At 36.4% G+C, this 14,133-nt stretch carries 7 protein-coding genes and 1 pseudogene; 6 read left to right on the top strand and 2 right to left on the bottom strand.

Translation table 11 applies throughout. The features are described from left to right. Positions 1-106 precede the first annotated feature (106 nt). On the top strand, positions 107-1,765 hold the full coding sequence (locus tag QGM71_RS07360; protein WP_327606875.1) for a M48 family metallopeptidase: 1,659 nt from the start codon (positions 107-109) through the stop codon (positions 1,763-1,765). 379 nt (positions 1,766-2,144) lie between these two features. On the opposite strand, the gene QGM71_RS07355 is transcribed toward QGM71_RS07360, so the two are convergent. Continuing rightward, entirely contained in the window at positions 2,145-5,459 is a 3,315-nt protein-coding gene (locus tag QGM71_RS07355) for a glycosyltransferase (RefSeq protein ID WP_327606874.1), read from the bottom strand. 538 nt (positions 5,460-5,997) lie between these two features. On the opposite strand from QGM71_RS07355, the gene QGM71_RS07350 reads away from it, so the two are divergent. Beyond that, entirely contained in the window at positions 5,998-6,933 is a 936-nt protein-coding gene (locus tag QGM71_RS07350) for an LCP family glycopolymer transferase (protein ID WP_327606873.1), read from the top strand. Positions 6,934-7,818: 885 nt separating this feature from the next. Here the strand turns inward: QGM71_RS07350 and QGM71_RS07345 are convergent. Further along, positions 7,819-8,670, bottom strand: coding sequence for a MurR/RpiR family transcriptional regulator (locus QGM71_RS07345; RefSeq protein ID WP_327606872.1), 852 nt, complete (start codon positions 8,668-8,670; stop codon positions 7,819-7,821). Between the two features lie 469 nt (positions 8,671-9,139). Here QGM71_RS07345 and QGM71_RS07340 point away from each other — a divergent pair, with 469 nt between their 5' ends. From QGM71_RS07340 to QGM71_RS07320, 4 genes and pseudogenes are all read left to right on the top strand, one after another. Then, a complete protein-coding gene (locus QGM71_RS07340) occupies positions 9,140-9,430 on the top strand; it encodes a YhdT family protein (protein ID WP_327606871.1) in 291 nt (96 codons plus the stop codon). Continuing rightward, entirely contained in the window at positions 9,427-10,926 is a 1,500-nt protein-coding gene (gene panF / locus QGM71_RS07335; RefSeq protein ID WP_327606870.1) for a sodium/pantothenate symporter, read from the top strand. The genes QGM71_RS07340 and panF overlap by 4 nt, the downstream gene beginning before the upstream one ends. Before the next feature lie 15 nt (positions 10,927-10,941). Next, on the top strand, positions 10,942-12,546 hold the full coding sequence (locus QGM71_RS07330; protein WP_327606869.1) for an N-acyl-D-amino-acid deacylase family protein: 1,605 nt from the start codon (positions 10,942-10,944) through the stop codon (positions 12,544-12,546). Between the two features lie 73 nt (positions 12,547-12,619). Further along, positions 12,620-13,948 (top strand): annotated as a pseudogene (locus QGM71_RS07320) (D-serine ammonia-lyase). The last annotated feature ends 185 nt before the right edge of the window (positions 13,949-14,133 follow it).

The following is a 14,133-nucleotide window of genomic DNA, read 5'->3' as shown; positions in this document are numbered from 1 at the left end:
AAAGAGTTCAATGAAGAGCGAGACGATGAAATGCTAGATTGACCTGATAACTGTCCACGTTATGAATAATTATTGATTCTACTATGTAGAAGGAGTGTGATAGTGTGTGTTGAAGAATAAAATAAAATACGCTTTTATAATGATGATTGTAGCATTTGCCATTATTGTATTTGATTCAGGAATACGATCTGTAGTAACATCACCATTCATATTATTTGATGCTAAAAACTCAACCAATTCAACAAAACAAATTTTGACGGGGTATGCCGGAATTCAAGGGGACTACTTTTTAGATGTGGGGGAAACGGATTCTATAAATGGGCGATCCCCGGTTCAAATCACTCTCGGGAACACGTTATACAACTATTATAATTTAGAAGACTTAAAACAAGTTAATCCAAATATTGTAGGTAAACAGTTGGATGTAGTTACAAGAAAGGGAGTTGTTGCTTCATTCGGTGAGGGGGCAGAAACTACATTAAAAAGTAGTAATTTGTTATTTAATCGATATGAGGTGCAACTTGGGGAGGATAATTTAGCTGTTCCGCTAGATTTACATGCAGAATTTTCACTCCTCTGGATTATAATAATACTCGTAGTAGTATTATTTTCTCCGGCAGTATATTTATTAGTAATAAATATTACTTATGTAAAAATAAATCCTAATAGCAATTTTTCTTTGTTAGAATTGTTTATTAGACTTTTGGTACCATATCTATTAGCTTTCCTCATGCCGATACTACTTAACTATTATTTTGTTTTTGGCTCAGCATTACTATTAACAAATTCTTATATAATAGGTCTTTTACTTTCTATAATAGTTCCTGTGGTCTTAGCATTAAAGCTAACAATATTAGCAGATAATTATTACCAAAAACATTATTTAGATCAGCTTAAAAATGAGAAAAAAGATGAGGACGACAACAAAGGCGAGTATGGTAATGAGGAGATTGTCTTCTTTACCAAGAGGGAGAAAATAGGAAACTTAATTATAGTAGGATTCCTTATAATGGATGTCTATGTAACGAAATATGTCTTATCGATTCAAATACAGTCACTGATTTTTTATAATTTATTCTGGTTCTTTGTTTGGGTATTAGTGCTTTTCATAATTATGTTTATTGGCTTTCACTATGTACAGTATTTTACTGGTAATTATCGTTTTGCATACGATGAAGAAAAGTTACAGGCTGGAATTCATACTGTGGAAGAGAGACTTGGATCTTCGGTACATTTAATGGTTAAAAAGGATACAAAAGATGAGTACAATGCTTGGGTTTACGTTATGAAATCACTTATGGATAAGCGTCTTCACATATACGTAACGGAGGGGTTATTTAAGGAATTTAATACAAAAGAGATAACTTCTATAATCTACCATGAAATTGGGCATATAAAATTACATCATATGCGATATGTCATGTTATTGTCTTCAGCGACCGTTCTCTTAACAGGAATGATTATATTTTTGGGTAGAAAAATTAGTCTAGCTTCAGGATGGTATCATTATCTATTTGTTTTTGTCGTAGTTATTATGCTTGGATTTTTAATTCAACAGTGGATTCCTAATTTTGTTAGTAAAAAACTAGAGCATAAAGCGGATGCTTATGTAATTCGTTTAATGGAGGATAAGCGTGTATATATAAATGCTTTAAAAAAAATAACGAAACTCCACGATGATGATATAGAACCTAGCCGAAGAAAAGAATGGAGAGAGTCGCATCCTTCTTTAGAGAAGAGGATCGACTATCTCAATAAAATATAGAAATTCATTATATTTATCGGTACCCTAAGTTAATTTGACTGGATTTCAATACTGTCAATAATTACCGTTGTGTAAGAACTTTGATAAAATTTAATTGGGAGAGGATAAATAGGAGGAAAAGAGTTGATCCCACAGGGGAAATCCAGTTGATACCTAACAAACAAAATTAATAGTGATCTTCCCCATGCGGTTATTATCATTACCCCATCTCTATTAATACGAGTGCTTGCTAGAATTTATTAATATTAACAATGCAAAACAGCTGCAACGAAAAATATCATTGCAGCTGCATTTCTTAATTAATTTATCGCTTCAAAGCATAGCTAGATGTAAAACCGTAATAGATCGAGTTCTGAACCTGGTTGCGTCCCTCAGAAATCTAGCTGATACGTTCTCCCTTTAATTCAGTTTCTACTTTCAGATCGCCTGATCGCTTTAATTTTCCCCAGCCCACTCGTGTTCCTTTCAGTGCAGCGAAAAAGGATTTCCAGGTTACCCATAGTAATAAGTAGCGGTAGAATATTCGCTGCAGAAACAAGGAAATTAGCGGTTTAAAGCTTAGCTTCTCCATCCTGAATGCAACGAAGCAAACAAGAAAATCGACCAGTAAGTAACTAGCAAAAATCAATAATGCCTTGTCGGCAGCCCCTGCCAGGATTCCCAAAATAAACAATATATCAATAAGCGGAGCAAAAAAAGGAATTATAAATTGAAATAGCAGCATATTAGGAAGGGCAATGAATCCCAGTGATTTATGCTTTATTCCCCCAAAGGCTTTCTTGTGCTTCCAAAAACATTGTAACGTTCCAAATGTCCACCTGAACCGCTGTTTTAAGAAATCTCTAATCGTCGCCGGTGCCTCTGTATAGGCATATGCCTGTTCATCAATCACTACTTTATGACCCTGGCGGATAATTTTTAATGTCAAGTCTGTATCTTCCGCAAGCGTCTCATCGGAAAAATAACCTAACTCTTCAACCACCTCTTTGCGCCATGCCCCGAAAGCTCCCGGAACAACTGGAACACAATTAAGCGTGGCAAACGCGCGCTTCTCCAAGTTAAATCCAGTTACATACTCAATATGCTGCCAGGAAGTTAACAGGTTTCTCTTGTTTCCAACCCTCACATTTCCGGATACCGCCGCAATATTTTTGTCCGAAAAGTGCCGAATAAGCATCGAAATCGAATCAGGTGAAACAATTGTATCCGCATCAATTGCAATAAAGATATCCCCTTTTGCTTTCCTGACTCCCAGATTAATGGCTGAAGCTTTCCCTCCGTTATTTTTGTGGAAAAGAAATACCTTATTATTCGCATCGTATTTACGGGATACAACGAGAGATGTCTGGTCTTTGGAACCATCATCAATCACAATGACTTCCACGTTTGGATAATTGCTTTTCAAAATCGATTCGATAGTTCTGCCAATGACATCCTCTTCATTGTAAGCCGGGATAATGACACTGACAAACGGCGGAGTAGAATGCTCCGACGGATGACTGGCCCGCTTTTTATGTATCAAAGCTAAACTTCCCAGAACCAACAGGCGCAGAATTAAAATGAAAATCACACTGAAAAGCAAAATGAAAATACCATCCTTAAAGTTTGCTATATTGAACAGCATTACTTTATAGCTTTGCATGATTGGACTTTCCGCCTCTGTAACAGGAGGCATGATAGTACTATTGCTTTGATCCATTAGTTCACTTGTCGTTACAAACGTGTATCCTTGATTCTGCAACTGTTCAATTATCTCAGGCAGTGCATCAAGTGTTGCCTGCCTATCTCCTCCGCCATCGTGAAGCAAAATAATATCGCCGCTGGATGCCTGGTTCAAGACATTATCGACAATTTCCTCACTATCGCGCAGCTCCCAGTCTCTTGAATCGATATCATAATTGACGGTGACATACCCCATTTGTGTCACATCCTGCAATCTTTGGAAATGGGACGGCATATACTTAGCCTCTTCATCTCCATATGGAGATCGATACAGTGAAGTGGATTGTCCAGTAATTCCTTGAATGACGCGTTGAGAAGCATTTAGCTCAAACTTTAGCCGTTCACCGGACATTTCATTTGTTTTTGGATGGGAAAACGTATGAATGCCTATCTCATGGCCCTCCCGATACAATCGTTCCACAATATCCTGATGGTTGACGGCCTTATTGCCAATCACAAAGAACGAAGCCTTCACCTGGTATTGGTTCAGGATATCTAATATGTCTTCCGTATATTCAGGATCTGGTCCATCGTCAAAAGTTAGCACAATCTCCTGATCCCCCGGCTGGCTTAATCGCTCAAACTCGGAGGCTACGGGGTTGGCGACATACGTTTCACCCGTAATGAAACCAGAGTCATCAAACTGAAGACTGCGTTTTCCTTCTTTCCTGCTCTCTGTCGCCCGGAAGATATTCCCTTCACCTGTGCTGTAGATATTTCCTCCATTTTTGACAGTTAGCAATTCTTCCGTTTTATTCCCTTTAAGAACATCCCAAACTGATGGGTCCTCCGATCCGAGCCTCCAGAGTGCAATTCCTTGTGCTCCGGCATCCGCAGACATCTTCAATTGGTTGTAGAAGGTTGCACTGTCCAGAAACCATATTTCATGCAGTTTGTTGTTCTCCATATATTTTAGGTATGGCGTTTGGCTCATATCATCCCATTGAATGTCCAGGTTTGCTTTTTCGGCCAGTCTTGTTACGTCATCAAAGGACACGGGTTCTCCCGGCTCTTGGCTTTCCCATTCCCAGTCATATCCATAATTACCAATCGCGACAATCAGCTTTTCTTTGGGTAATTTGGAGAGAATTTCTTTAAACCACGTGGAAGAAGCAATGGTGCCAGGGTTGTCCACATTCTCATCGTATGCCATCACAATCATCTGATCCACATACTTCTCCAGCTCTTTGTAATCAAACGCTTCATGAGCAGCTGGTACAGCGATGGAAACGGAAAGACCATCAGCATGAAAGGTCGAGTACAGCTTCTTTATAAACTTGGTCAATAAATCCCGGTCGTTCTTGTTTAAATTCTCAAAGTCAATATTGATCCCGTCAAAGCCATGCTCGTTTATTAGTTCATGCAGATTTTTAATGAATTTCTCTTGTTCTTCCGGAGAATTTAAAAGTTGATGAACTGTCTCCTGATTCCACTTGCCATTCTCTATGTTATGGATTAACGGTACGATCTCCACATCATTCTTTTTTGCGAGCTCTATGATTTCCGGCTGAATATCGCTTTCAAGCTCCAATTCAGAATTTAAACTCAACCATTGCGGAATCAAAACATCGATGGTATCAATATTTTCCCTAAGCGATTGTTCACTGTTGCTGTCCCAATTCACATAGAATGCGTAAACATCATCTTTATAGCCAACTGCTTGTTGGAGGAATTCCTCATCCGTAGTGGTGGTTGCTAATTCACTCTGATTTGAAGTCATGGTTCCTGATGGACTGATTTGTGCAAATTCATCCGTTTCTTTTGTTTCCAAGCTAGGAAGCTGCGGATTAGCATAAAGACCTAAACCTAAAAAACCGATGACCAGTGCAACTATAACAGCTAAAATAACGGATACAAGCATCAAAAAATTCCATCGTTTACCAGATACGTTTTTAAAAATAAAATCCCTTTGACCGGTTTCAGGGTGCAAATATGTTTTTTTACTTCCGCTGTGGAATATGCTTTTTTTCATGTTGTTATCTACCCCATATTATTTTTTATTGTTACATATGTAAAACCTACAAGAATCTACCTATTTCTTATGGAAGAAAAATACTTTGTGCGTATTTCACAATAGCTTATATTGTTTTCCAGCTGGAAGGAAAACCGTAGATTTCAAAGGACGTAGGTTCTGCCAATCTTTCCTATTAAAGTGTAACAAGTGGGTTAAAATGAAACAATATGCTATTCTATCCAACATCCAAGGGTTCTTCCCCGCATAAATACCTAATAAGCTAGTTTTCTAGCCCTTTATGCACTTTGGGATACTCTTTTTTAGTGTTTAACGAAGGAAATACCAGTGTCATTACAGCTGATTTAATGTTGTTTTAACAAAACTTAATATAGAAGAAATCTATTGGTAACAAAAAGGGGTTCCTACTAACCGGGTCTATTGTACCGATTGAGGGAAAAATCGACATGTTGTCGAATCTCTGGGCATTTTGTCTAATACCCTTCTATTTTTTTAGATGCTAGAATAAAATGAAATCAATGCAAAAGGAAGTGTTCGAATGAAAGAGAAAAGCACATCGCCTTCCTCAAAAAAAAGGAAGCTAGGCTTTAAAATTACACTTGGAGTCATTTTCCTGGTTATTTTAGGTGTAGGAGTTTATGGTTTTTCCGTATATAGCTCTGTTACCGAAACACTCAAAAAAACACATGAACCACTGAAACGGGCAGAAGCTGACCAGCGTGTGATTGATTTATCAGAGGGAGATCCCATCTCCATTTTATTGTTTGGGGTGGACCAGCGCGAAGGAGACCGCGGACGCCCAGATTCATTGATTCTATTAACGGCAAATCCAGAAGATCAATCGGTTAAAATGTTAAGTATACCTCGTGATACTTACGCTGAAATTACCGGCAAAGGAACAAAGGATAAGATCAATCATTCGTACACATATGGAGGGGTTGACATCTCTATAAATACAATTGAAAACTTCCTGGATGTCCCGATTGACTACTACGTGGAAGTAGATATGGATGGTTTTAAAGAACTTGTAGATGCTGTTGATGGTGTGACTGTCAATAACACCTTGGACTTTTTTTATGACGGGACAGACTTTCCTGTCGGTGAGCTTACATTGAACGGTGAAGAGGCCCTCAAGTATTCTCGTATGCGTTCTCTAGACCCAAAGGGGGACTTGGGCCGACAAGAACGCCAGCGTAAAATCATTCAAGGATTTATCAAAAAAGCGGTGCATATCGAAACTCTCACTAACTATGGAAGTATATTAGAAGTGATTGGCGACAATGTCAAAACCAATTTAACGTTTGATGATATGAAGGAAATTCGAGCTAACTATTCCCAATCAAGACACAATATTGAGCAGATCCAACTAGAGGGAAGCGGCAAGGAAGAAGAGGATGTCTTTTATTACTTAGTGTCAAAGGAAGAGCGGACAAAGCAGTCGGAGACGCTAAAAAAACACTTGGGCATTGAGTAGTTTACGATTACATCTGCATACATAGGAGGCTGATCACTGTCACTTCCCGGTTTTTGGGGGATTTTGTCGAATGTGGTAAGTTCTTGATTACTTGTTGCAGGAGTTGAACGTGGTCGAGGCCTAGTTTAATAGATATAGTGTGGATAATCGTCATCCTGCGGGGTGACGGTTATTTTTTAACAGATAGAATTTAGCTCTATAAAACTCTGTGACTGAAAAAGCGCTATCTAGCCACGTCCAGGAAATGTTGACCCTATCGTGATACGCGGGCGTAGCGCATACGGTGATAAACGGGCACCCCGTACTCTAACCAAGCTCCTTTATCCAAAAAAGACTGGATATCGATCGATTTGGCTTAGCTCTATATTTAAATAGAGTACGGTTTATTAACAATGAACCAGCTTTATTAAAACATTGATAGAAGAGGGAGATTTTGAAAAGATAAGCTTGTTCAAGGCAATGAAAAAGTATAAACTCCAAAAAAGCCTTATGGAATTAAAACTTTACTGCGATATTCCTTGATAAAGTACAAGCAAAGTTATTACAGCTAGAAGAGAAAGATCCTGTCTTTATATTAATTGAAGGAAAAAAGTTATGGGTACGGTTCAAGGAGATTCTGTTCCGCAATTGCACATTCCGAAGTAAATTCAATACTATAAAGAAGGTAAATTTCCATTTGATAAATTAGTAAAATTCTACGACTTTGAAGACATTAACAAAGCCTTTGAAGAGTCTAAAACTGGTGTAACACTTAAACCAATAGTGAAAATTGCACAATAAATAGATAGATACCTTATAAAGCACATATTAGATTTATTAATATGTGCGTTCTTACTTATGCACCCGATTAACCTGAATATTTATAATTTCAATCATTATTAACCTCTACTCAAAATAACCTTTGAAAAAGAAATCTTCTGCATCAATAGAATCAAACTTTTCTGTGCGTTTTTGAAAAGAATGAGAATCTCTTATAGAAATTGTCGAAACAATACTATTTAATAAAGAAAACACTACTGGTGTTACGTCCAATGTAGATTTACTATACGTTTGAACAGGTATAACAATGTCTGCAAAATGACTTATTGGTGCAGATGGTGAATCTGTTATTGCAATAATCGAAGCTCCACTTTGTTTAACTAATTTTGCAATATTAATTGTTTCCTTGGCATATCGGTGAAATGAGAAACTTACCAAAACATTTTTTTCAGTCATTTCACTTACTCGTAGTAATATATCATCTATATTTGGATGAAAAAGCCTAGCATTCCCTCTCACTATATCTAGTGCATAGGCAAACCAATTAGCGAAAGCGTAAGAAGCTCGAACACCACTAACTAAAACAGAATCAGCATCTCTTAATTTACTCACTACACTATTTAAGTCGTCTTCTGAAATGTGACTGTATACTCTTTGGATATTTTTTATATCATATTGCATCAACCCTTTAATGGGCTCTTTAATATTATTTGACTTTTCATCTGTGTAATTTGTTAAACTGCTTTTCTTGAATAATTGTTCTAGTACATCTCTTTGTAATGTGCTATACCCAGAGTAACCAAGCTGATATGCAAATCGAATGATTGTAGTTTCGCTAACACCAATCTTTCTTCCCGCTTGTGTTGCAGAATTCATAGCAAAAACTTGAGGATCTCTATAAAAGTATTCGGCTATTTTTTTGAACCCCTTTGAAAAACTAGATTGCTGTTCTGAAATTTTTTTATATATTTGTTCCAAATCAATACCTCCTTATCCTATTATGAAGCTTATACTATACATTAGTTATATTTAAAGCGCTTACAATGATTATGGATATTATATCATTTTAGGTATGAATTTAATATTCAGATAAATAATTATCTTTCGTTATTTTATGTTGACTTAAAATTATCAATACTGTATATTTTCTTATAAAGGTTAGGCTTTTAATATATTTATAAATGAAGCTCTTGCTTCAAAAGTTAAGAAAAGCAGGTGATAGATAAGAAATAGTAAAAATAACGTAAATGGAAATAGTCCTTAAAGTTTATTTGGCACTCTACAGAATTAAATTTAAGAGATCTTTCTGTTCATAGATGTAATATTATTTCTTTGCAACTTTCAATTGGAATTCTACGAACAAATATTTCGGAATATTTGTTCAGAACAAAAAATTATAAATAATTAAAGTGTTCCACATAATAATAGCAAATTGGGGGAGGATTTTATGAAGATAGAAGATATTAAAGAGGATAAGAGATTTAAACAATGTAATAAAGAGGTCTTGTATACAATTGGGCTCTTTATTTTTAATATTATATTAGTTTTTGGTTTGGCATTTTCTTTCGGATATAACGTTGAGGCAAGTGAGATTAAACTAATTGCAGGCTTCCCAGAATGGTACTTTTATGGAGTGATTATTGCAACGGCGCTGTTATGTGTTTCAACCTATATAATGGTTAAACTCCTTTTTAAAGATATGTCATTGGATGCTTATATAGAGGAGGATGAAGAGTGAGGTTAGATATTTTAATTCCGATTATCTTATATTTATTAGCTACTTTACTAATTGGTAGTTATTTTCATAAATATTTAAAAAAAGAAAAATCGAACTTTAATGAGGAGTTCTTTGTTGGTGGTAGAAGCTTAGGTCCAATGGTATTGGCATTTACTATGGTTGCATCTGCAGCAAGCGCTGGTACATTTATTGGGGCTACTGGTGTTGGATACCAACAAGGCTTTAGTTGGCCATTAATAATTGCTGCTCAAACTGCAATGGGTGTTTATATATTAGGGATATTAGGGAAAAAGTTTGCAATTATCTCAAGAAGGATTGGTGCTGTAACGATTACAGATTTTTTGAAAGAAAGGTATCAAAGTCATGCGGTAATCATCAGTAGTGCAATCGGGATTTTAATATTTATCAGTGCGTATATGGTTGCTCAGTTTGCTGGTGGTGCAAGGATATTAGAATCTGTTACAGGTTTACCTTACCATTGGGGGTTACTTATTTTTGGATCAGTAGTTGTTTTACTTACTGTTTTGGGTGGATACAGAGGAGTGGCAATCACGGACGCGATTCAAGGATTGGCAATGATACTTGGTGGAATTTTAGTATGGATCATTGTTATGGTGAAAACCGATGGATTTAGTGCAATTGTTAGCCGGCTAACCTTAGATCATCCGGAATTAGTGACATTACCTGGAGCAAGTGGTGCTACCCCATCTCTATTATTTTCGTTTTTTCTATTATTTGGGATTGCGATGATAGGTCTGCCACACGCTGCTGTACGTGGTATGACATTCAAAGATTCTAAGTCCATGCATAAAGGGATGGTTTATGCGGTTATAATTATGGGGCTTTTCTCGATTGGATTTGCCTCACTAGGACCGATGGTTCGAGTATTATTACCAGAGGTAGAAGTACCAGATATGGCACTTCTATTATTAATAATAGAATTAGTACCCGGTTGGTTAGCTGGGATAATTTTAGCTGCACCTTTAGCAGCAATAATATCCACAGTAAATTCCATGTTGCTAGTTACAAGTTCAACGATAGTAAAAGATTTATACTTAAACTATATAAATCCCAATGCATCTGAAAAATCTATTACAAAATTATCCTATTATTCAACTTTAATTATTGGTATTGTTGTTCTTCTTATTACATTGAATCCACCTGAGCTTATCCAGTTTGTTGTAATTTTTGCCATTGGTGGACTCGAAGCTACCTTATTTGCAGTAATTGTTTTCGGTCTTTATTGGAAACGAGCAAATAAATGGGGAGCGATCTTTTCAATGTGTATCGGATTCGTTTCATATATTGTTGCAACAATGATGTTTGAAAATCCATTTGGAATGCATCCGATTGCTATCTCTCTATTTTTAAATATTGCTAGCATGATTGTATTTAGTTACTTAACAGAAAAACCAAGTGCAGAAATAATCAATAAGTTTTGGGGAGCTACCCCTTCTAAGAATATTAACCAAGTCAATAAAAATATAGCCAAATAAATGAGGAGAGTTTATATGTTTGATATGATTATTAAGAATGGACAAGTATATGATGGAAGTGGAAATCCATCAACGAAAGTAGACCTTGGTATTAAAGATGGAAAGATAGCTGAAATCGGACAGCTTCATTTGTCTAAAGCAGAAACAGAAATTGATGCAGAAGGGTTGGCAGTCTCTCCAGGTTTTATTGATACGCATTCACACAGTGATTTGTTGTGTACGAAACCTGAGATACACAAAATTAGATTATTACAGGGAATTACCACAGAGTTACATGGGCAAGATGGAATCTCAATTGCTCCTGTTAATTCAGAGACTAAACCTCTATGGCAAGAACAACTTAAGGCATTAGATGGAGATATTGGTGACTGGCCGTGGGAATCGGTTGAAGACTATTTGACATACTTAGAAAATATCCCTACTGCGGGTAACATTATGCACCTTGTTCCACACGGGAATGTAAGGACACTTGTTATGGGATTTGAAGAAAGAGCGGCAACAGAAGAAGAACTTGAACAAATGACTGAATTAGTAAAGAAAGGTATGGAAGAAGGGGCAGTAGGTGTATCGTCCGGATTAATTTACCCCCCTAATGTCTATTCAAATAAGGAAGAGCTAATAGCAATTTGTAAAGGCGCAGCAAAGTATGATGGGATATTTGTTGTTCATATAAGAAATGAGAGCAGTAAGTCCCTCGAGGCTTTAGATGAAGTAGTGGGTGTAGCAAGACAAACCGGAATAAGATTACATGTCTCTCACTTTAAAGTAGCAGGTCAGTATAATCGCGATAAGTTTAAGAAATTCTTAGAAAATATTGATAAAGCTAGGGAAGAAGGAATAGAGGTAACATTTGATCAATATCCGTATACAGCAGGATCTACCGTGTTCCATAGTATTTTGCCACCTTGGATGCACTCAGGTGGGGCCAAGAAAATGCATGAGAGGTTAGAAGATCCAACTGTACGAAGCCAAATTAAGCAGGAAATTAAAGAAAACGATAGTTATGAAAATTGGGTTTATAATTGCGGCTGGGAAAATATTTTTATTAATACAGTATCTACAGAAGAGAATAAGGTATTTGAAGGGAAAAGTATGACTGAGATTGCAAAGATACGCGGACAGGAACCTGATGAAGCAGCTTTAGATCTATTAGTTGAAGAAAAAGGCGCAATAACTATGACAATTCATTGGGGAGTTGAAGAAGATTTAATTTATGGAATGAAACATCCTGTTCAAATGGTGGGTTCTGACGGTATCTTTGGTAGTAAACCACATCCAAGGCTTTATGGTACTTTTGCCAGAGTACTTGGCAGATACGCTAGAGATGAGGGTATCTTCACACTTTCTGAAGGGATAAGGAAAATGACAGGGGCAGCTGCTCAGTTGCTTAGATTGAAGGACAGAGGTTATTTAAGAGAAGGGTATTGGGCAGACATAGTTATTTTTAATCCTAAGACTATTAGCGATAATGCTACTTATGAAGATCCAATACAATTACCGAGTGGTATCTCATATGTTTTCGTCAATGGAGTGTTAACTGTACAAGAAGGTAAGTATACAAATGAAACTGCCGGTAAAGTATTACGAAGAGATTCTAAAACTAGTAAAGCAACTGTGTAGAGCTATATTTTAGGTATGGACTGAGATTCCTATTAATCTTCTTTTAATAGGAATCTCAGTCATGTAAGGAGGAATAAAAATGTTAACTCAACAAAGAATTTCAAAGTACCAAAAACTGTATCCTTTTCTTGACAATACACTTAATCTAAAGCCATCACTTTGGATAAATTCGAAGTTAACCAAATTTAATCAAATCCAATTCTTGCCATTGGATAAGGAAGATATGTTAAAAGCTGAAGAGCTATGGAATCGATTTATGCCATTTTTTAAAAAGGAATTTCCAGAGTTAGAAAAAACAAATGGAATTATCGAATCACCATTAAAGAGATTAAGTGGTATGAATGAAGAATTAGCCGAGCAACTCGGAATTAATACTGTCGAAAATATATATTTATAATGCGATAATGATTTGCCAGTTGCTGGCTCTATTAAAGCTAGGGGAGGATTTTATGAGGTTCTTTACCATGCTGAAAGCTTGGCAAAAGACGCAGGTTTGATTAATGGTGAAACAGTTGGTTACGAAATATTTTCTAATAAAGAGTTTAAAGAACTTTTTAAACAACATTCTATTGGGGTTGGGTCAACTGGTAATCTAGGGCTTAGTATAGGAATAATGAGTGCAAAATTAGGCTTTGATGTTTCAGTTTATATGTCAAGGGATGCAAAAGCCTGGAAAAAGAATCTACTAAGAGAAAAAGGAGCCAAAGTATTTGAATTTGAAGGTGATTTTAGTCAGGCTGTGGAAATTGGCAGAAAGATAACTCTTGAAAATTCAACTGGTTACTTTGTAGATGATGAGAATTCGAAACATCTATTCTTAGGTTACAGTACAGCTGCTTTTCGTTTGAAAAAACAACTGCAAGAGCAAAATATTTCTGTTGATGAAGAACACCCTTTATTTGTATATCTTCCATGTGGAGTTGGTGGAGCTCCAGGAGGGATTACTTTTGGATTGAAGCAAGTATTTGGCGATAACGTTCATTGCTTTTTTATAGAACCTGTAAAATCACCTTCCTTATTGTTAGGACTTTTAACTGGGGAAAAGGAGAAGGTAAGTGTACAAGATTTTGGAATTGACAATGTAACTGAAGCGGATGGATTGGCTGTAGGGAGGCCATCTAAATTTGCCAGTAGCTTTAGTGAAAAACTGGTGAGTGGGATATATACTTTAGAGGATGTAACCTTATTTGAGTTACTTACACTCCTCGCAGATACGGAAGGGATTTATCTTGAACCATCTGCAACAGGTGGAATCATTGGTCCATATAAAATTACAGAATCGGATTATATGAAAAAGAATAATATAGATCCACAATCAGCCACGCATATAGCATGGGCTACCGGTGGTGGACTTGTTCCTCGGGAAGAGATGGAATTATTTTACCAAAAAGGGAAAATATAATGGCGACCAAATCCAGTCACTGATTTTTATGATTTATTCGGGTTCTTTGTTTGGGCATTAGTGCTTTTCATAATTATGTTTATTGGCTTTCACTATGTACAGTATATTTTACTGGTAATTATCGTTTTGCATACGATGAAGAAAAGTTACAGGCTGGGATTCATACTGTGTAAGAGAAGCTTGGA

Origin of the sequence: Virgibacillus tibetensis, assembly GCF_036026595.1 — a bacterium.
Lineage (GTDB): Bacteria > Bacillota > Bacilli > Bacillales > Amphibacillaceae > Virgibacillus_P > Virgibacillus_P tibetensis.
Note: the sequence above shows the minus strand (reverse complement) of the source record. Positions and strands in the feature narration are given on the sequence as shown.

Excerpts from the sequence above, each read along its gene's own strand:
- QGM71_RS07330 (WP_327606869.1), top strand. The coding sequence starts at position 10,942 with ATGTTTGATATGATTATTAAGAATGGACAAGTATATGATGGAAGTGGA.
- QGM71_RS07340 (WP_327606871.1), top strand. The coding sequence starts at position 9,140 with ATGAAGATAGAAGATATTAAAGAGGATAAGAGATTTAAACAATGTAAT.
- QGM71_RS07355 (WP_327606874.1), bottom strand. The coding sequence starts at position 5,459 with ATGAAAAAAAGCATATTCCACAGCGGAAGTAAAAAAACATATTTGCAC.
- QGM71_RS07350 (WP_327606873.1), top strand. The coding sequence starts at position 5,998 with ATGAAAGAGAAAAGCACATCGCCTTCCTCAAAAAAAAGGAAGCTAGGC.